We start from the raw sequence: 18105 nt of genomic DNA on the forward strand, positions 1-18105 counted from the left end.
TCAGCGACGGGACAGGTAGGTCGTGATGGCGGCGGCGGCTCGGTGGGGTGATGTGGTGAGGACGTTGTGGGCGGCGCCGGGGATGGTCACCGAGGTGCCGCCGGTCATCTCGGCTACGGCGGTGCGCCAGGTCAGCGGGGCCACCGTGTCGAGGGCGCCGCCCAGCACCAGCGGAGGCACCGGCAGGCGCAGGAGGTCCTTCTCGACCTCGTTGCGGACCGAGTGGCCGACCGTGGCCAGGACCCGCCAGGGCTTGGCGTCGGTGACGTCGCGGACCAGGATCGGGGCCTGCCAAGGCGCCTCGACCAGCGTGTCGAGCAGCCAGCGGCCGATCAGGGCGCGGCGGGTGCGGGCGCGGGGGTCCGTGGTCGGGCTCGCCAGCACCAGGCCAGTGACCGTGCCGGGGCGGTGGGCGGCGAGCCGCGCGACCACCTCGGCGCCGAAGGAGTGGCCGACCAGGCGGACGGGGTTCAGGCCGCGGGCCTCCAGCCAGTCGGCCAGGTGGTCGGCGTGCTCGCCCACGTCGTACGCCCGGTGGGGCTTGCCGCTCAGGCCGAAGCCGGGCAGGTCCGGCACCACGACGTGATGACGGGCGGCGAGGGCCCGCGCCGTGGGCATCAGGTAGCGGTGCGAGACGGCCAGGCCGTGCACGAAGACGATCGGCGTGCCGGGGGCGTCCTCGGCCGCGGCGTCGTGGATGCGCAGCCCCCGCACCGAGGTCCAGCGGTGGCGGAAGCGCATGGCGGTGCTGTACCCGCCGCCCGGCCGGATATGCCGAGGACCAGCAAAAACGCCGGAGCCCGGCCGGGCGGAGGGAAGGTCGTGCTACTGGGTGATCGTGTTGCGGCCGGCGCCGCCGACCAGGACGTCGGTGCCCGGGCCGCCGGTGAGGCGGTCGTTGCCGGCCTGGCCGTACAGCTTGTCGTTGCCCTCGAAGCCGTCCAGCCCGTCGTTGCCGTTGCCGCCGTACAGGACGTCGTTGCCCTTGTGGCCGACCAGGCCGTCGTTGCCGTTGCCGCCGTAGATCGTGTCGTTGCCCTCGTTGCCGTTGAGCGCGTCGTCGCCGTCCGCGCCCAGGATCCGGTCGTGGCCCGAACCGCCGATGACGGTGTCGTTGCCCGTGCCGCCGTCGATCCAGTTGTTGCCGGACGGGTCGTCGATGTAGTCGTGGCCGGGGCCGCCCGAGATCGAGTCGTGGCCGGCCTTGCCGTACAGGTAGTCGTTGCCCGTGCCGCCCAGCAGGCGGTCCCAGCCCGTGCCGCCGATCAGCGTGTCCTTGCCGGCGTGGCCCTCGGCGTACAGGTGCACCGAGGTCTTGTTGGTGACCTTGTCGTTCCGGTCGCCCAGCAGGACGTTGACCTCGACCGGCTTCCCGGCCGTGGTGCACCTGACCTTGGTCCGGTCGCCCTTGACCGCCAGGCAGCCCTTGCCGGCCCGGACGGCGACCCGGTCGTCGAGCGTGACCGTGCGGCCCGAGAGCGTGATCACCAGCGAGTTCGCCTGGCCGGTGGCGGCGGTGAACCGGACGGTCCCGCCGTCGACCCGCGCGGTGGCGGCCGCGCCGGCCGCCTGGGCGGGAGCCGCGAACAGGGCCGTCGTGGCGACCGCCGCGCCGACGGCGGACAGGGCTTTGGCGTTGAGCAAGAACATGAAATCCCCCATGGATCAAGCGACCCGCGGCCTCGTTCGCCGCGATGCCGAAATCCTATGAAGACTGATCAGCTGCTCAACTCACCGTTTCGTGCCACTCACGCTGTGACGGTTTCCGTCAGTTCGATGCGGGCCTTGACCCGGCAGTAGTTCGACAACAGGGTGACCAGCGCCGGTCCGTCGATCAGCTCCAGCGGGCGGCCGGCCAGCGCGTCGTACGCCTCCGGCTCGATGCCGCCCAGCGCGACCAGGATGCCCTTGGTGGCGCCGGCCGCGCTGACCGCTCCGGCCAGGGCGTGCACCGCGGCCGAGCCGGCGGCCGGGCCCCGGGTCGCGAAGACCACCACCGGGCCGCCGAAGATCGGGCGGGGGTCGATGCACAGCCAGCGGGTCCCGGCGCCGGTGCGGGACGCCGTGCCCATCTGCAGGCCCATCACGCCGAACAGGTCGGCCAGCTGCTGCTCCCAGGCCGTGTCGGGCAGGGTGACCAGGTTCGGGCGCTCGTCGATCTCGGCCAGGACGTTGAACTCCTCGGTGAAGTCCCGGTCGGCGTCCCGGTCGAAATCGATCTTCGGGGAGATGCCGGCCAGCTCGTCGGGGCTGGGGGAGAGGGTTCCTTCGAGGTGCTTCACGCAGGCCACCGGGTCGACGCGGCGCAGCTTGATCGCGGCGAACGTGTCGCGGCCGGTCTGGAGCGAGACCAGGCACGGGCGGACGAAACGGCCGGTGCGCTTGTCGATGCTGTCCACGATGCCGTTGAACGACACCTGGCGTACGAGACCGCCCCGATCGGCCTCGATGATCTCGTGGATGGTCCGCAGGGTCACCCGGGCGATCACCTCCACGTAGCGGCGGCGGATCTCGCCCTCGTCGCGGGGCACCGCGGTCAGGTCGTCGCGGGTGCGGTCGTAGCGGTACTCCTTCACGATCGGCACCACCTCGATCGGCGGCAGGTGGTACTCGACCAGCAGGTGCTTCTGCTTCGGCAGATAGGCCAGCCGGAAGTGCTGGGGGAAGTCGTCCGGATAGACCGAGTTGCCGAGCACCATCGCGAAGTACTCGACCACCGACGCCGGGTCGGCGCCGGCCACCGCGCTCGCGAAGCGGTCCACCTCGGCGTTGTAGGCGGCCATCTGCTCCTGGTGCTTGCGGACGCTCTCCTCGTACTGCCGGCGCCGGGCCTGCAGCTGCCGCTCACGCCGTTGTTCGGACTCGGCCCATCGGGCCCGCGCGTCGTCGTACGCCCGGCGGGCGCTGGCCGTCTGCTGCTGGCGCAGCCGGTCCCCGCCGATGATTTTGCCGACGCCGCGCTGCGGAGGCGGCACGTAGCTGTCCCACCTCGGCTCCGGCGCCGGCCGGCCCAGCGGCCCGGGGTCGAACGGCGGCACGACCATCGGCTTCTTGAAGATCTGGAGGTCGATGTGGTCGTCGACGTCCAACGTGGAGAGCAGCAGCGCGTCCAGGTCGCTGAGCCGGCCGCGGATCTCGGCGTTGGCCGCGGCGGCGTCGGCGTTGCGCGCCTCGACATAGAGCCGGCGGCGCTCCCGCTGCCGGTCGGTGTCCGAGGCGGCCTGCTGCGCGGCCGCGATGGCCAGGTCGGCATTGCGCCGGATCAGGTCGCGCTGCTGCGCCGCGGCGGTGTTGGCGCGATGCTCGGCCGCCGCCTGCGTGGCGTGCACCCGCTGCATGTTCCGAATGATGCCCATGCCCTACCCTTTGCCTGACTGAGAGGTCCGAACGCCACCATATCCATCCCTAACGGATCTGGTTACGCGGCGCGTCCCTCAAAGCGCGTAGCGTGCATGCCAGTCGGCTCGGACGGGTAGGAATCGCGGTAGGTTCCACGATCGGCACGCGTAGTGACTGTCCGTCATGGAACTGACGGTATTCGCCAGCAATTGTCACGCAGCGCAGTGGTCAACCGATCGGCTAATTCCCTACTCTGATCGGGCGAGAACCAGCAGCTCGTGGTTTTGTTGGCAAGCCGCGCAAAACATTGGGGCGGACGTCCACTGTTATATCGACCCCGTGACGGGTCGTAATAGTTCAGGGGATCGGGGAGACGCCGGGGGAGGTGGCGGGCGCGATGGTGGCACCGGAGGAGCACCGGCATGTCCAGCCGCGGCTTCCGGAGCAGCGCACCGCCGCCGACGACGAGCCGGGCGAGCGTTCGGCCTGGTTCTCGTACACGGCCAGCGGCGACCGCATCGTGTGGTCGGCCGCGCTGCGCGCGATGCTCGGTCACCCGCCGGCTCAGAACGAGGTGAGCCGCAAGGTCCTTGTGCGCTATGTGCACCGTGACGACCACGCCCGGGCCCTGGGCGCGATCACCTCGGCCTGGACGAGCGGTTCGATGGTGCGCACCACGCTGCGGCTCATGCGCGCCGACGGCGGCTGGTTCGACGTCGACTGCCGCATCGAGCCGGTGAAGAGCCCCGACGGCACGGTCCGCGGCATCCGCTGCACGGTGACCGACGTCTCGGCCCGGGAGCGGGCCCGCCGCGAGCTGGCCCGCCTGGCCCGCCGGGGCGAGACTGTGCAGGACTCGCTGATCGAGCCCGACCCGGCCACCGGCCTGCTCACCCGTGCCCGGTTCGCCGACGAGATCGACCGGGCCCAGCGCCGGGGCGGCGGAGCGGTGCTGATCATCCGGGTGCAGCCGGAAAGCGGAAGTGGCCAGGCGGAGAACGCAAGCCGCCCCGAGCGCAACGCCGATCTGCTGCACCGCGCCGCCCGCGTGCTGGAGGGCGTCGTGCAGGAGGGCGCCCTGCTCGGCCGGGTCGGCCCCAACGAGATCGCGCTGCTGCTGCCCGGCACGTCCTGGCCGATGGCCCGGCGCGAGGCCGAGCTGCTGGTCCAGGCGCTGCGCTCGCAGACCTTCGTGCTGACCGACACCTGGCTGCGGGCCGAGGCGTGGGGCGGACTGGTGCGGTTCACCCCCGACGGCGACGCCGGCAGCCACGAGCTGCTGATCGACGCCGAGCAGGCGTGGCGGCAGTCGCGCGAGGCGGACCGGCCGCTCACTCACGTCGCCCATCCGGTGCCGGCGCGGGACCGGCAGGGCTCCTATCGCAGCCGGGTCGCCACCGCCCTCGACACCGACCGGTTCACCCTCTACGCCCAGCCCATCCTCGATCTGCAGACCAACACCGTGACCCGGCACGAGCTGTTGCTGCGCGTCCTCGACGAGGCCGACGGCCCGCAGTCGCCGACGCAGGTGCTCGACACGGCCGAGCGTCTCGACGCGGTCTTCGACATCGACCTCTGGGTGGTCGAGCGGGCCATGCAGCTCGCGGCCGAGCAGCCCTCGACCTGCCTGCAGATCAACCTGTCCGGCCGGTCGGTGGGCGATCCGCGGCTCACCGACGAGGTCGAGCGGCTCATCCAGCACTATCGGGTCAAGCCCGAGCAGCTCACCTTCGAGATCACCGAGACCGCGCTGATCGGAAACCTCAGCGAGGCCCGCCGGTTCGCCGACCGGGTGCGCGACCTCGGCTGCGAGCTCGCCCTCGACGACTTCGGCTCCGGCTACGCGTCGTTCCGCTACCTGCGGATCTTCCCCATCGACCTGGTGAAGATCGATGGCGAGTACGTGGTCGATCTGGTCGAGAATCCCCAGGACCAGGTGCTGGTCCGGGCGCTGGTCCAGGTCTGTCAGGCGTACGGCATCCACACCGTGGCCGAGTTCGTCCAGGACGAGCCGACACTGCGGCTGCTGCGCGAGCTCGGCGTCGATTATGTGCAGGGCTATCTGATCGGGCGGCCCGCGCCCGTGGTCGACGGCCGGTTGCATACGCCCTGACCGGGCTGGGTATACGGCCTCACATGGAGCACTTCACGATCGCCACCGTAGCCGAGAAGAGCCCGGACTTCCGCCGGGTCCTGTGGACCGGTAAGCACACGCAGCTGGTCATCATGACGATTCCGCCGGACGGCGAGATCGGTGAGGAGGTCCACGAGGTGGACCAGATCCTCACCTTCGTCAGCGGCACCGGCAAGGCCATCGTCTCGGGGCAGACCCGCAACGTCGCCCAGGGCGATCTCGTGGTGGTCCCGGCCGGGCACAAGCACAACTTCCTCAACACGGGCCCGAACCCGCTGGTCCTCTACACCGTCTACGGCCCGCCGGAGCACGCCGACGGCGCGGTGCACAAGACGAAGGAAGAGGCCGACCGCCTCGAGGAGCAGGGCAAGGACGAGCCGCCGCAGTCCTAGGGACACGACACCGGGACCGGCCGTGGCCCCCCAGCCAGCCGGTCCCGGCGCCGTGCCGATGGAAGAAAGCATCAGCGCCGACGGGAGAAGCGCAGCGTACCCAAGGCAGAGCCGAGCGTCGATGTCTCGACCCGGATCGTGACCTTCGCCCCGCGCGCTACTAACCTCTCTGCATGACAGAGCCCGCGCCGCGATGGTTGAGCGACGAGCAGCAGCAGACGTGGCGCCGCTTCGTCGAGGTGCTGATCAGAGTGCCCGCGGCGCTCGAGGCCCAGCTTCAGCGCGACGCCGGTCTGACGCACATGGGCTACATCGTGCTGGTCTACCTGTCCGAGCAGCCCGGCCGCCGGCTGGCCATGAGCCGGCTGGCCAAGTCGGTCAGCGCCTCCCTGTCCCGCCTCTCGCACGTCGTGGCCCGCCTCGAGGGGCAGGGCTGGGTGCACCGCGAGCGCGATCCCGACGACGGCCGCGTCCAGATCGCGGTGCTCACCGACGAGGGATACGCGAAGGTCGCCGAGACGGCGCCGGGGCACGTGGAGGCCGTACAACAGCTGGTTTTCGATCGTCTGTCCCCGACGCAGGTGCGGCAACTGGCCAAGGTCGCGGCCGCCTTGCTCGACGAGCCGCTGACGGGAGCCGCGACCCGTCCTACGCTGAGCCGATGAGTCAGCGAGTGCAGGGCGTCATCGCCCGCGGCAAAGGTGCTCCGGTCGAGTTGACCACCATCGTCGTCCCCGATCCCGGCCCCGGTGAGGCCGTGGTCAAGATCCAGGCGTGCGGCGTCTGTCATACGGATCTGCACTATCGCGAGGGCGGCATCAACGACGACTTCCCGTTCCTGCTCGGCCACGAGGCCGCGGGAGTGGTCGAGTCGGTCGGCGCCGGCGTCACCGAGGTCGCGCCGGGCGACTTCGTGGTGCTGAACTGGCGTGCCGTCTGCGGCGAGTGCCGGGCCTGCCGCAAGGGCAAGCCGTGGTACTGCTTCGCCACCCACAACGCCACCCAGAAGATGACCCTCACCGACGGCACCGAGCTGTCCCCGGCCCTCGGCATCGGCGCGTTCGTCGAGAAGACGCTGGTCGCGGCCGGACAGTGCACAAAGGTCGATCCGCGGGCCCGTCCGGCCGCGGTGGGCCTGCTCGGCTGTGGCGTGATGGCCGGCATCGGCGCGGCCGTGAACACCGGTGGCGTCACCCGGGGCGACTCGGTCGCGGTGATCGGCTGCGGCGGTGTCGGCGACGGCGCGGTGGCCGGGGCGGCGCTGGCCGGCGCGACCACGATCATCGCGATCGACACCGACGAGCAGAAGCTCGAATGGGCGAAGGGATTCGGCGCCACCCACACGATCAACGCGCGCGGCGCCGACGTGGTCGAAAAGGTGAAGGAGCTGACCGGCGGCTTCGGCGCCGATGTCGTGATCGAGGCGGTCGGGCGCCCGGAGACGTACGAGACCGCCTTCTACGCCCGCGACCTGGCCGGCACCGTGGTCCTGGTCGGCGTGCCGACCCCGGACATGAAGATCGAGCTGCCGTTGCTCGAGGTCTTCGGCCGCGGCGGAGCGCTCAAGTCCAGCTGGTACGGCGACTGCCTGCCCAGCCGCGACTTCCCCATGCTCACCGAGCTCTACCTCCAGGGGCGGCTCGACCTCGACGCCTTCGTGACCGAGGAGATCGGCCTGGGCGACGTCGAGGCCGCGTTCGCCAAGATGCACACCGGTGGCGTGCTGCGCTCGGTGGTCCTCTTCTAGGCGGCTTTCGCGTACGCCGGCACGGATCGGTCGGCCAGCAGGTCGAGGGCCAGGGCGGCCGTCCAGCTGAAGCTGGGCGCCCCCAGGCCCTCACCGGTCTCCGGGTGGAAATATTCGAAGTGGCCGTTGCGGTGCACGAGCCGCACCATGGCGGCCCGCAGGTCCTCCGCCTCGTCCCGGCGCCCGTGCACGAGCAGCCCACGGCGCAGCAGCCAGTTCACGTTGATCCAGACCGGGCCACGCCAGTAGCGCAAGGTGTCGAAGTCGGCGGCCGTACGGTCGTAGCTCGTCACCGGCAGTCCGAACCGCTCCGAGCGCATGGCCGCGAGCACGCCCTCGACCTGGCCGGCGGGCAGGTCGGGAAGCATCAGCGGCACCAGGCCGCTGACGCAGCGGGCCGGTGTCAGCTTGCCGGTGTGCACGTCCCGCGCGTGGAACATGCCGGTGTCCGGGTTCCACAGCCGGGCCACGATGGCCGAGGTGATCCGCTGGGCCCGCTCGCGGTGCGAGTCGGCCGCCGCGGGGTGCCCGAGCACGCCGGCGATCTGGGCCAGGGACAGCTCGGCGGCGCCCAGGATCGCGTTGAACGACGGGCACTCGACGGCGAAGGCGTGCCGCTCCAGCAGCCCGGTGTCCGAATAGTCGGCGGCGCGGTAGCTGAGCACCAGGCCCACGTACCGCGCGTAGTCGGTGTCGGTGGGCCGGTGCGAAGCCTCGGAGACGGCCAGGTCGCGACGGCGGTAGACGTTGAGCAGGGAGAGGTCGGCCGGCACGTTGGCCATGGCGTCGTCCCAGGCCGGGCTGTTGTCCAGCCCCGTCTCCCACGGGTGCACGACGCTGGCCAGGCCACCGCCGCCGAGATCGCGCCGGTCGGTCAGATATTCCTGCTGGGCCACCAGGCGGGGATAGAGCCACTCCAGCTCGGCCCGCGCCTGCTGGGAGGCGGCGGCGCCGTGCGCGGCCGCCCGCCGGTAGACCTCCCAGGCCGCGACCGCGTGCAGCGGCGGCTGGACGATGCCGGTGCTCCCGTGGGCGGGCCTGACGCCGTACGCCGGAACGCCCCAGAAGGCGGGACCCGGGAAGTAGTCGGCCTCGGACATGGCCGGGTCGAAGACGATGTGCGGCACCCGCCCGTCCGGCCACTGCGCCTCGAACAGGCTGCGCAGATCACGCCAGGCACGCGTGGGGTTGACGTAGGCCAGACCGACCGCGATGAAGGCGGCGTCCCAGCTCCACTGGTGGGGGTAGAGGCGTCGGGAGGGGACCATGTGATCGCCGGCCCAGTTCGTCTCGAGGACGCCGGCGGCGGAGTTCCAGAGTTCGGCAGACATCTCAGTCACAGGTGCGGTCAGGGGTGGGTCGGGGTGCATCTAACCAGAAGACCTTTCCGCTTCAGAAGCCGGTAAACCCCTGAAGGGAACCCCTTGTTCGCCCGTGGTTCACGGACCCTCGGTGCGAGACCTCATTTCAGGTAGCCGAAGTTGTCGCAGGTTCGGCGCTGGAGGACGCAGTTCTTGGTGCGCTTGTTCATGGCGTCCTGGTCCCACATGACGAAGGCGTCGCCGTGCATGGAGGAGGCGCTCTTCACGTCCTTGTCCGAGGAGAGGTAGTAGCCCGCGGTGGTGCCCTTCACCCCGTACTGGATGTCGAAGGTGATGGCCGGGATACGCACCGGATGCGACGAGGGGCAGCCCTGGCCGGTGCCGAAGGCGACGTGGTCCTTGTGGTTGGGGCTGTCCAGGTGCTCGCCGTCCCAGCAGTCGGGGAACTGGAGCATGAAGTGCAGGGTGGCGTCGCCGCCGCAGATGGGCCAGTTGCCGTTCGTGCTGCGGGCGATGCCGTCGAGGTCGCCGGGGCCGTAGAAGGCGCAGTAGAACTGGCCCTGGGCGCCGCGCGGGGTGGGCACCTTCTTCTTGGCGTCACCGGCGACCATGCGCAGGCCGTTGGGGAGCGGCATCATGCCCTTGGAGCTGTCGCGCAGCGAGCGGTAGTAGACGCGGAAGCCGGTGGTCTCGACCGGCTTGTTCGTGGCGTTGTCGTAGAGCGTGGGCACCCAGTAGGCCGAGTGGTCCTGCACGGGCTTGCAGGTGGTGGCGGTGAACTTCATCAGGTCGCCGGCGGTGGTGCCGGCGTCGACCGCCTTGTTGCCTACGAACGAGTGCATGTGTGAGGCGCCGGGCAGGCCGGGCAGCACGATCGGGTCGTCGGCCAGCCGGTGGCTGTACTGACAGTCGGCGCGGAACTCGGGCAGGTTCCCCACGCCGGCCGGGACCGGATCGATCTTGCGGGAGTTGTACGCCTGGACCTGCGCCCGCCAGACCGTCTGGTCGACATTGATCCAGCCGGGCTTGGCCGGGGCCTGCTGCTGCTTCGTGGGCTTCGGCGGGGTCGTCGCGGTGACCGGCGCGGCCTTCGAAACGGACGGCGCCGGCCGGGCCGACGTCGGCGCCGAGGTCGGGGTCGGGGTGGTGGGGGACGGGGCCGTCGCCGCGACAGCCTCCGGTGTGCTCTCGTCGCCGCCGCGCATCGAGACGGCGGCCACCGAGACGGCGACCGCGATCACGGCGGCGCCGGCGCCGAGGGCGATGACGGCGCGGCTGGGCTTGCGCCGGTGACGTCGGGACGGCTGGGGGATCGTCGTGTTCGACACGACAGGGAGACGGGCGGCTCAGCGCGTGATAACAGAAAGCCAGAGCCGGCTTCGCCGTCCCGGGAGGTACGGCGAGTCGAGCCGCTTGGCGACGACACCCTCCAGACCCTGGGCCCTCGCCGTCTCCAGCGCGAACTCGCCCCCGCCGGGGAAGTAGGGCGGGGTCTGCCAGTGGTCACCCGCGATCGACAGGCCCTCCAGCAGCTCGCGACGTTCCGCGTACCGCACCAGTTCGAGCGTGCTGTGCCCGTCGAGCCACAACAGGTCGTACACCAGAAAATGCACCGGCGTCCGCTCGGCCGCCCTCCTCGCCGCCGCCGAGTCCTTCGGCGCCTTGCGCCGGGCCAGCAGGCCGGGCGAGGGCCGGGGCCCGTCGAACGCCACGATCTCGCCGTCGAGGACGGCCTCGACCGGCGCCAGCGCCGGGCCCAGACCCCGGATCTCCGGATACCAGCTGGTCACCTCGCTCTCGGCCATCAGCCGCAGGCGTCCTCCGGAGACGTACGCCTGGACGCGCCGCCCGCCCCACGCCAGCTCGTAACCCCAGTCGGCGTCGTCGGACGGAAGCTTGGCCGCCGGCACGGGCAGCATCGGCGCCACCTCGTCGGGCATGGACTCCCAGCCCGGCTCGGGCGGGTCCATCCGGCGGACCATCCAGTCGTTGCCGCCGGTCTGGAAGAAGACGTAGCGCCCGTTCGTGCGATCGCCGTGAAAGGTCACACCTATCTCGTCGTCGCGCCACTTGTCGGTCTCGTACGTGCCCTGGTCGAAGATGGTCATCCGGCCGCCGCCGTACTCACCGGCCGGGATCTCGCCGGAGAAGGCGAGATATTCCAGCGGATGGTCCTCGGTGTGCTTGGCCAGGTTGTTGCGGGCCTGATCGCGGGGCAGGCCGCGGGGAACGGCGAACGAGACCAGCACGCCGTCGCGCTCCAGCCGGACGTCCCAATGCAGACTGCGCGCGTGGTGCTGCTGGATGACGAAGCGGTTCTCGTCCTTGCGGCCGCGCCCGGACTGCCTCGGGATGGGCTCCGGCGTGCGCCGGGCGTCCCGCTTGCTCCGGTACTCCGCCAGGCGATCCGTCATGACCCTATTTTTTCCCGTGGTGACCGAAAATACACCGATGTAATTTGTCATACGCCTATGCCAGGGTGGGCGACATGGCGAGCCTTCTGAACAATTCGGACGCGTCGATGATCGCGGGTTTCCCCGATCGGTGGCGCGGGGTAGTGTCTTGGCTCCAACGCGTGTCCGACCGGTGGGAGGCAGTGCTGCGATGACGTTGCGCATCCTCGTGGTGGGCGCCGGAATCGCCGGGCTCGCCGCTGCTCGAGCTCTGCGACTCGCCGGCTTCCGGCCGGACGTGGTGGAGGAGCTGCCCGCGACCATGCTGCCCGGCGCCGGCATCTACCTTCCCGGCAACGCCTCGCGCGCCCTGCGCCAGCTGGGGCTCGACGCTCCGCTGAGGCCGCTCGGCGACCTCATCTTCCGGCAGGTCTTCCTCGACGCCCGCGGCCGCGAGCTGTTCGAGATGGACGTGGCCGGGCTCTGGGCCGGCGTGGGCGAGTCGCGGGCGCTGTCGCGGGCCGACCTCCAGCAGGTGCTGCTCACCGGCGTCGGTGGCGAGGTGCGCTACGACACGGCCGTGCGCGACCTGGAGATCTTCGAGGGCGCGGCCAAGGTCGAGTTCGGAGACGGCAGCGTCGCGGAATACGACCTGGTGGTCGGGGCCGACGGCCGCCGCTCGACGATCCGGGCCAAGGCCGGGCTGGGCGCCGCGGCCGACCCCACCGGCCAGATCGTCTACCGCTCGGTGGTCACCGGCGGCCCGCCGCTGAGCGACTGGACGGCCCTGCTCGGGCGCCGGTCCTCGTTCGTCGCCATGCCCATGGGCGGCCGCAAGATCTACTGCTACGCCGACGAGACCGCGCCCGACTCGCCCAACCCCGAGGACCCCAAGGCCCGCCTGCGGGAGCTGTTCGGCACGTTCGGCGGCCCGGTGCCGGCCATTCTCGACGCCATCGAAAAGGTCCAGGTCGCCCGCACCGACGAGGTTGTTCTGCGAAGCTGGTCACGTGGCCCTGTCCTGCTCGTCGGTGACGCGGCGCACGCCACCGCCCCGACGCTCGCTCAGGGCGCGGCCATGTCGTTCGAGGACGCGGTCGTGCTCGGCGAGGAGCTTCGCGCTGCCTCAGGTGACGTCGCGACCGCGCTACAGGCGTACGAGAACCGGCGTCGTCCCAGGTGCGAGTCGGTGCGTGACCGCACCCGGGAGCGCGACCGCACGCGCGATGTGCCGCCCGCGTTGCGTGATCCGATGCTCCGCAGGCGCGGCCTGCGGATCTTCACCGATCACTACCGCCCCCTGGTATCGCCCGCCTGATCTAGAAGACCTCTTTGGTCACCCCGCGCCCGCCGGAGGTCGGTGGGGGACTATTCTGCCTGCGAGGTACGCCTTTGACCATGGGCGCACCGAGTGGGACGTACGAGACGACGGAGGCTATTCGTGACGACCGTTGCGCCTAAGCCGATCGTGACCCGGCCATACCCGGTCCGGCGGCAGGTCAAGGGTTCGGCATTCGCCCGGATCCTGCGCACGACGGATGCGAAGCAGATCGGGATCATGTACATGATCACGGCCTTCGTGTTCTACATGCTCGGCGGCCTGATGGCGCTGCTGATGCGTACCGAGCTGGCTCGCCCGGGCATGCAGTTGCTGTCCCCGGAGCAGTACAACCAGCTGTTCACGATGCACGGCACGATCATGCTGCTGTTCTTCGCGACGCCGATCGTGTTCGCCTTCGCGAACTTCGTGGTGCCGATCCAGATCGGCGCGCCCGATGTGGCCTTCCCGCGCTTGAACGCGTTCGCCTACTGGCTCTACCTGTTCGGCGGCACCATCACGATCAGCGGGTTCATCACTCCCGGCGGCGCGGCCGACTTCGGCTGGTTCGCGTACACGCCGCTGAGCGACTCGCTGCACTCGCCGGGCATCGGCGGCAACATGTGGGTGGTCGGCCTGGCCCTGTCCGGCCTGGGCACCATCCTCGGTGGTGTCAACCTGATCACCACGATCCTGACGCTGCGCGCGCCCGGCATGACGATGTTCCGCATGCCGATCATGACGTGGAACATCCTCGTCACCAGCCTTCTGGTGATCATGGTCTTCCCGTTCCTGGCCGCCGCGCTGTTCGCGCTGGCCGCCGACCGTGTCCTCGGTGCACACGTCTTCGACGTGCAGACCGGCGGGCCCATGCTCTGGCAGCACCTGTTCTGGTTCTTCGGTCACCCCGAGGTGTACATCGTGGCGCTGCCGTTCTTCGGCATCATCACCGAGGTCATCCCGGTCTTCAGCCGCAAGCCGGTCTTCGGATACAAGGGCCTTGTGGCGGCGACGCTGCTCATCGCGGCGCTGTCGATGTCGGTGTGGGCGCACCACATGTTCGTCACCGGCCAGGTCCTGCTGCCGTTCTTCAGCTTCCTGAGCTTCCTCATCGCGGTCCCCACGGGCATGAAGTTCTTCGTGTGGATCGGCACGATGTGGCGCGGCCAGATCAGCTTCGAGACGCCGATGATGTTCGCGATCGGCTTCCTGGTGACGTTCCTGTTCGGTGGTCTGTCCGGCGTGCTGCTGGCCTCGCCGCCGATCGACTTCCACGTCTCCGACTCGTACTTCGTGATCGCGCACTTCCACTACGTGCTGTTCGGAACGATCGTGTTCGCGGTGTTCTCCGGCATCTACTTCTGGTTCCCGAAGATGTTCGGGCGGATGCTGGACGACCGCCTCGGCAAGGTCCACTTCTGGCTGACGTTCCTGGGCTTCCACGGCACGTTCCTGGTGCAGCACTGGCTGGGCACCGAGGGCATGCCGCGCCGCTACGCCGACTACCTGCCGTCGGACGGCTTCACGTTCCTGAACACGTTCTCGACCATCGGGTCGTTCGTGCTGGGTCTGTCCACGCTGCCGTTCATCTACAACTGCTGGAAGTCCTACAAGGTCGGCCAGCTGGTCACGGTGGACGACCCGTGGGGTCACGGCAACTCGCTGGAGTGGGCGACCTCGTCGCCGCCGCCGCTGCGCAACTTCGACCGTATGCCGCGCATCCGCTCGGAGCGCCCGGCCTTCGATCTGAAGTTCCCGGAGCTGGCCGCCGGCGAGCAGTCGATCGCCGGACCGCCGGAGGGTGGTGCCCGCCCGCTGACCAAGGAGTCAGACGGGGGAGCCACCTACAACGAGGACACCGACAACAAGAAGCACTGATCCTCAGCGCTGAGAAGCCCGCCCTCCGCATCCGGAGGGCGGGCCTTTTCCTGCCCGCCCGTAGACACTGTCTACGCTGAGCTGGTAGACACTGTCTATGGATTTGCGGGCACGACTCGTGCAGGCCGGCGGCGAGCTGCTGGACAGCGAAGGTCTCGCCGCCCTGTCCCTGCGCGAGATCGCCCGCCGGGCCGGCGTCTCCCACGGGGCGCCCCGCCGCTACTTCCCCACCCACCTGGAGCTGCTGTCGGCCATCGCCCGCGAAGGCTTCACCGACCTGGCCGCGCGGGCGGAAACCGCCCTGACCGACACGCCGGCCGGCCCGCGGACCCGCCTGGGCGTGCTGGCCCGGATCTACCTCGACTTCGCCGTCGAGCGGCGCCACCGCTACGAGCTGATGTTCCGCCACGACATCCTGGAGAGCGGCCACCTGGGCCTGCGCGACACCAGCCTCCCCCTCTTCCGCCTGCTCACCGACCTGGTCGCCCAGGCACTGCCCAGCGCCGGAGGGCCGTCGCCGGAGGTCGTCGCGGCGGCGTTGTGGGCCAACCTGCACGGCATCGCCGAGCTGTGGAACTGGGGGAGCCTCACCCTGGCCACCGGCGCCACCGACCCCAGCGGGTTGCTGGAGGCCGCCCTCACCGCCCACCTCGGGCCTTCCCCCGGAGGCGACGCATGACCCCACCCCTCTACGCGCTGGCCCGTCGAACGCTCGGCGGCTATCTGCGGGCGACCTGGCGCCCCACGGTCAGCGGTCTCGAGCATCTGCCCGAGACCGGCGGCGCGATCCTGGCCCCCAACCACCTGTCGATCGGCGACCAGGTGTTCCTCGGGGTGCTGACGCCCCGGCACATCGCCTTCTGGGCCAAGGCCGAATACTTCCGCGGCACGGGCCTCCGCGGCGGCCTGACCCGGCGCGTCGTCACCGGCATGGCCGCGATCCCGGTCGAGCGCGCCGGCGGCCGGGCGGTCCTGACGGCGTTCGACGGCGCCATCCCGGTCCTGAAGGAAGGGGGCCTGGTGGCGGTCTTCCCCGAAGGCACCCGCTCCCCGGACGGTCGCCTCTACCGGGGCCGCACGGGCGCGGTCCGCCTGGCCCAGCAGGCAGGCGTGCCGATCATCCCGGTCGGCATCCGGGGCACCGGCAACTTGCGACCGCCGGGCCGCCGCCTACCCCGCCGCCACCCGGTCAGCGTCACCTTCGGCCCGGCGATCCCGGTGCTCGCCGACACCCCGGCCGACATCCGCCGCACCACCGACACCGTGATGGCCGCCATCCAGTCCTTGACCGGCCAGGAGTACGTCCCGCGCTACGCCCGCCCAAGCTGACCGCGCCCTGCTTTCCGTGCACGCCGAGCCCGCCCGCCCCGCCTTGCGACATCCGCGCACGACCCCTCTTGCGGCGGCTCGCACTCAGGCCGGCCGGCCCACGTTCGGGGTGTGTGTTTCTCGACCGGCTGGGGGACCATGGCGGGGTGATCGTCGACTACGACCCCCGGTGGCCGGAGCTGGCGGCGGCCGCCATGGCCGAGCTGCGGGCCGTGCTGGCGGGAGTCGTCACCGAGATCGAGCACATCGGGTCCACCGCCGTGCCCGGGCTTGCCGCCAAACCGACGATCGATCTCATGGCGGCCGCCCCTCGGCTGGAACTGGTCGCCTCGCGGGACCCCGCGCTGGCTGAGCTCGGCTATCGGCCGCACTCCAACGGGATGACCGACCGGCTGCTCTATGTGCGCTTCGCCGGTGCCGCCCGCACCCACATCGTCCACGTGGTCACGCTCGCCTCCTGGCCCACCCGCAACCAGCGGCTCCTCCGCGACCATCTGCGGCGACATCCGGCCGACGCCGAGCGCTACGGGCGGCTCAAGCGGGACCTGGCCGCGTCGGGCGTCCACCCCCGCGACTATGCCGCGGCCAAGACCGCCCTTGTCCAGGAACTCACCGACCGGGCCCGGGCGGCGGCCGGGCTGCCGTCGGTGCCGGTGTGGGAGAAGGGTTCGTGAGCTACCTACCCGATCTTTCGTCACTCTTGGTGGATGGGGGCGGCGGGTCGGCGTACGTCATGGAAGCCCGGACCCTGGACGCCGTCATCCTGCCCACCGGTCGTGTCGTCGGTTGCGACCCTCTCCTCGGCGCCGACACGGCCGAGCCGTTCACCGTGACCGTCCCGCCCGGCACCTATGCGCTGCGTGCGTGGATCGCGCTGATCAGCCCGGCCCGGGGTCTTCCGCAGACCCGCACGGCGGCGCTGCAACTGGTGATCAGCGATCGGCCGGCGGAGCGCTGGGAGATGGCGCTGATCCCGGACCAGGACCCGGCCGAGCTGCCCGACGACGGCTTCTTCGGCTACAAGGTCGACGCCGGAGCCGGCGCCCTGGCCGACGAGGTCGCGGTGCGGGCCTTGCGTGACTGGACCTACGACGACTACGAGGACGTCTTCATCGCCGACGAGCTTCCGCCTCCGCCGAGCGCCCTCGGCGGCGTCACCGACGAGTCCACCGGCGCCAACGTCATCTCCGTCAGCACCGGTTGGGGCGACGGCGTCTATCCCACCTACATCGGCTACGCCGCCGATGGCGGGATCACCAGCTTCGTCACCGACTTCCTCGTCGTGCCCGCCTGACGTCAGCCGCCGGCCAAGCGGCGGATCGTGGCGCTCAGGGAGCCGGTGTCGACGTCCTGGCCGGTGATCAGCGCTTGCAGCATGACGCCGTCGACCAGGGCGATCAGGTCACGGGCGGCGGCCGCGCCCAGATGCGGTTCGAGGAGCTCCTGAAGCCCGGTCAGCCAGGCCAGCGCGAGCGGTCGCAGGGCGACGTCGCGGCCGGCGGCCACGTAGAGCTCGCACTCGATCTGCGCCCGCTTCCGGTCGGCCAGATAGTCGGCGATCAGCTCAGCCAGCGCCGTCGGCAGGTCACCGGCCTCGCGCAGCCGGGACCCCCACAGGTCGAGGTCGTCCCGCACGTCGGCCGCCGCCTTGTGCAGCCCGGCCGCGATCAGGTCGTCCAGCGTGGGGAAGTAGTAGGTGGTGGCGCCCAGCGGAAGCCCGGCCCGGGCCGCCACCGCCCGATGTGTGGTCCGCCCGATGCCCACCTCGGCGATGACCTCGACGGCGGCCGCGGCCAGGGCCCGCCGCCGGGCCTCGGGATCGCGGGCCCGCTGCGCCTTGCGGCCGGGGGAGTCGGTCAATGGGCACCGCTCAGGTTGACGACGACGACGCCGGCGATGATCAGGCTCACCCCGATCACTTTGGGCAATGTCAGGGGCTCGCCCAGGAACGCCGCGCCGATGGCGACGATGGCGGCGGTGCCGATCGCCGACCAGACCGCGTAGACGACACCCACCGGCAGGTCGCGCACGGTCAGGGCGAGCATCAGGAACGAGACGGCGTAGCCGGACAGGCAGGCCAGCGTGGGCCACAGCTTGGTGAACCCGTCGGTCGTCTTGAGCAGGCTGGTGGCGGCGACCTCGGACGAGATGGCGAGCAGCAGGAAAACGTACGGCACGGCGACACTCCCGACTTGTACGTCTGTACAAGAGCGACCGTATAAGAAAAACACTCGCGTGTCTGTGGTGACTCAG

The 18105-nt window shown here is 70.6% G+C and carries 18 protein-coding genes; 10 read left to right on the plus strand and 8 right to left on the minus strand.

Translation table 11 applies throughout. From position 1 onward, the window contains the following. The 3 genes from ACQP2X_RS05465 to ACQP2X_RS05475 form a co-directional block, all read right to left on the minus strand. Complete coding sequence (locus ACQP2X_RS05465; protein ID WP_498694794.1) at nucleotides 1-741, minus strand: alpha/beta fold hydrolase; 741 nt, start codon at nucleotides 739-741, stop codon at nucleotides 1-3. A gap of 84 nt (nucleotides 742-825) precedes the next feature. After that, nucleotides 826-1650, minus strand: a complete 825-nt coding sequence (locus tag ACQP2X_RS05470) for a calcium-binding protein (RefSeq protein ID WP_498694796.1) — start codon at nucleotides 1648-1650, stop codon at nucleotides 826-828. A gap of 98 nt (nucleotides 1651-1748) precedes the next feature. Further along, nucleotides 1749-3356: a restriction endonuclease gene (locus tag ACQP2X_RS05475; protein WP_498694797.1), complete on the minus strand. Its 1608-nt coding sequence runs from the start codon at nucleotides 3354-3356 to the stop codon at nucleotides 1749-1751. Nucleotides 3357-3736: 380 nt separating this feature from the next. On the opposite strand from ACQP2X_RS05475, the gene ACQP2X_RS05480 reads away from it, so the two are divergent. The 4 genes from ACQP2X_RS05480 to ACQP2X_RS05495 all read left to right on the plus strand — a co-directional run bounded on the left by ACQP2X_RS05480 (nucleotide 3737) and on the right by ACQP2X_RS05495 (nucleotide 7612). Continuing rightward, complete coding sequence (locus ACQP2X_RS05480) at nucleotides 3737-5452, plus strand: EAL domain-containing protein (RefSeq protein ID WP_498694798.1); 1716 nt, start codon at nucleotides 3737-3739, stop codon at nucleotides 5450-5452. A 23-nt stretch (nucleotides 5453-5475) separates the two neighbouring features. Further along, nucleotides 5476-5865: a cupin domain-containing protein gene (locus tag ACQP2X_RS05485; RefSeq protein ID WP_203773943.1), complete on the plus strand. Its 390-nt coding sequence runs from the start codon at nucleotides 5476-5478 to the stop codon at nucleotides 5863-5865. A 173-nt stretch (nucleotides 5866-6038) separates the two neighbouring features. Further along, complete coding sequence (locus ACQP2X_RS05490) at nucleotides 6039-6530, plus strand: MarR family winged helix-turn-helix transcriptional regulator (RefSeq protein WP_498694799.1); 492 nt, start codon at nucleotides 6039-6041, stop codon at nucleotides 6528-6530. Further along, entirely contained in the window at nucleotides 6527-7612 is a 1086-nt protein-coding gene (locus tag ACQP2X_RS05495; RefSeq protein ID WP_498694800.1) for an S-(hydroxymethyl)mycothiol dehydrogenase, read from the plus strand. Before ACQP2X_RS05490 ends, ACQP2X_RS05495 begins: the two co-directional genes overlap by 4 nt. On the opposite strand, the gene ACQP2X_RS05500 is transcribed toward ACQP2X_RS05495, so the two are convergent. The 3 genes from ACQP2X_RS05500 to ACQP2X_RS05510 form a co-directional block, all read right to left on the minus strand. Further along, entirely contained in the window at nucleotides 7609-8943 is a 1335-nt protein-coding gene (locus ACQP2X_RS05500) for an amylo-alpha-1,6-glucosidase (protein WP_498694801.1), read from the minus strand. The genes ACQP2X_RS05495 and ACQP2X_RS05500 overlap by 4 nt on opposite strands. A 131-nt stretch (nucleotides 8944-9074) precedes the next feature. Beyond that, a complete protein-coding gene (locus tag ACQP2X_RS05505) occupies nucleotides 9075-10262 on the minus strand; it encodes a DUF1996 domain-containing protein (RefSeq protein WP_498694802.1) in 1188 nt (395 codons plus the stop codon). Nucleotides 10263-10280: 18 nt separating this feature from the next. Continuing rightward, nucleotides 10281-11348, minus strand: a complete 1068-nt coding sequence (locus ACQP2X_RS05510; protein WP_498694803.1) for a DNA polymerase ligase N-terminal domain-containing protein — start codon at nucleotides 11346-11348, stop codon at nucleotides 10281-10283. A 190-nt stretch (nucleotides 11349-11538) separates the two neighbouring features. On the opposite strand from ACQP2X_RS05510, the gene ACQP2X_RS05515 reads away from it, so the two are divergent. The 6 genes from ACQP2X_RS05515 (at nucleotide 11539) to ACQP2X_RS05540 (ending at nucleotide 17146) form a co-directional block, all read left to right on the plus strand. Next, the gene (locus ACQP2X_RS05515) at nucleotides 11539-12645 is read left to right on the plus strand and encodes an FAD-dependent monooxygenase (protein WP_498694804.1); all 1107 of its coding nucleotides are present in this window, start codon (nucleotides 11539-11541) and stop codon (nucleotides 12643-12645) included. Nucleotides 12646-12768: 123 nt separating this feature from the next. Continuing rightward, nucleotides 12769-14523 carry an aa3-type cytochrome oxidase subunit I gene (gene ctaD, locus ACQP2X_RS05520; RefSeq protein ID WP_498694805.1) on the plus strand — a complete coding sequence of 585 codons (1755 nt, stop codon included), beginning with the start codon at nucleotides 12769-12771 and terminating at the stop codon, nucleotides 14521-14523. Nucleotides 14524-14620: 97 nt separating this feature from the next. Beyond that, complete coding sequence (locus ACQP2X_RS05525) at nucleotides 14621-15202, plus strand: TetR/AcrR family transcriptional regulator (RefSeq protein WP_498694807.1); 582 nt, start codon at nucleotides 14621-14623, stop codon at nucleotides 15200-15202. After that, on the plus strand, nucleotides 15199-15852 hold the full coding sequence (locus ACQP2X_RS05530) for a lysophospholipid acyltransferase family protein (protein WP_498694810.1): 654 nt from the start codon (nucleotides 15199-15201) through the stop codon (nucleotides 15850-15852). The genes ACQP2X_RS05525 and ACQP2X_RS05530 overlap by 4 nt, the downstream gene beginning before the upstream one ends. 146 nt (nucleotides 15853-15998) lie before the next feature. Continuing rightward, nucleotides 15999-16526, plus strand: a complete 528-nt coding sequence (locus ACQP2X_RS05535) for a GrpB family protein (protein WP_498694811.1) — start codon at nucleotides 15999-16001, stop codon at nucleotides 16524-16526. Next, nucleotides 16523-17146: a DUF4241 domain-containing protein gene (locus tag ACQP2X_RS05540; RefSeq protein WP_498694813.1), complete on the plus strand. Its 624-nt coding sequence runs from the start codon at nucleotides 16523-16525 to the stop codon at nucleotides 17144-17146. The genes ACQP2X_RS05535 and ACQP2X_RS05540 overlap by 4 nt, the downstream gene beginning before the upstream one ends. 2 nt (nucleotides 17147-17148) lie before the next feature. Here the strand turns inward: ACQP2X_RS05540 and ACQP2X_RS05545 are convergent, their stop codons facing one another. Continuing rightward, nucleotides 17149-17712: a TetR/AcrR family transcriptional regulator gene (locus ACQP2X_RS05545; protein ID WP_498694814.1), complete on the minus strand. Its 564-nt coding sequence runs from the start codon at nucleotides 17710-17712 to the stop codon at nucleotides 17149-17151. Further along, nucleotides 17709-18029 (minus strand): DMT family transporter, encoded by a 321-nt coding sequence (locus ACQP2X_RS05550; RefSeq protein WP_498694815.1) that lies wholly within the window; start codon nucleotides 18027-18029, stop codon nucleotides 17709-17711. Before ACQP2X_RS05550 ends, ACQP2X_RS05545 begins: the two co-directional genes overlap by 4 nt. Between the last annotated feature and the right edge of the window lie 76 nt (nucleotides 18030-18105).

Origin of the sequence: Actinoplanes sp. CA-131856, from assembly GCF_050956135.1 — a bacterium.
In the GTDB taxonomy this organism is placed as follows: Bacteria; Actinomycetota; Actinomycetes; order Mycobacteriales; family Micromonosporaceae; genus Actinoplanes.

Bases quoted from the DNA above. Each gene is read 5' to 3' on its own strand.
- ACQP2X_RS05525 (WP_498694807.1), top strand. From the start codon at position 14,621: ATGGATTTGCGGGCACGACTCGTGCAGGCCGGCGGCGAGCTGCTGGAC.
- ACQP2X_RS05495 (WP_498694800.1), top strand. From the start codon at position 6,527: ATGAGTCAGCGAGTGCAGGGCGTCATCGCCCGCGGCAAAGGTGCTCCG.
- ACQP2X_RS05465 (WP_498694794.1), bottom strand. From the start codon at position 741: ATGCGCTTCCGCCACCGCTGGACCTCGGTGCGGGGGCTGCGCATCCAC.
- ACQP2X_RS05480 (WP_498694798.1), top strand. From the start codon at position 3,737: ATGGTGGCACCGGAGGAGCACCGGCATGTCCAGCCGCGGCTTCCGGAG.
- ACQP2X_RS05470 (WP_498694796.1), bottom strand. From the start codon at position 1,650: ATGTTCTTGCTCAACGCCAAAGCCCTGTCCGCCGTCGGCGCGGCGGTC.
- ACQP2X_RS05510 (WP_498694803.1), bottom strand. From the start codon at position 11,348: ATGACGGATCGCCTGGCGGAGTACCGGAGCAAGCGGGACGCCCGGCGC.
- ACQP2X_RS05490 (WP_498694799.1), top strand. From the start codon at position 6,039: ATGACAGAGCCCGCGCCGCGATGGTTGAGCGACGAGCAGCAGCAGACG.
- ACQP2X_RS05500 (WP_498694801.1), bottom strand. From the start codon at position 8,943: ATGTCTGCCGAACTCTGGAACTCCGCCGCCGGCGTCCTCGAGACGAAC.
- ACQP2X_RS05515 (WP_498694804.1), top strand. From the start codon at position 11,539: ATGACGTTGCGCATCCTCGTGGTGGGCGCCGGAATCGCCGGGCTCGCC.
- ACQP2X_RS05475 (WP_498694797.1), bottom strand. From the start codon at position 3,356: ATGGGCATCATTCGGAACATGCAGCGGGTGCACGCCACGCAGGCGGCG.
- ACQP2X_RS05530 (WP_498694810.1), top strand. From the start codon at position 15,199: ATGACCCCACCCCTCTACGCGCTGGCCCGTCGAACGCTCGGCGGCTAT.
- ACQP2X_RS05485 (WP_203773943.1), top strand. From the start codon at position 5,476: ATGGAGCACTTCACGATCGCCACCGTAGCCGAGAAGAGCCCGGACTTC.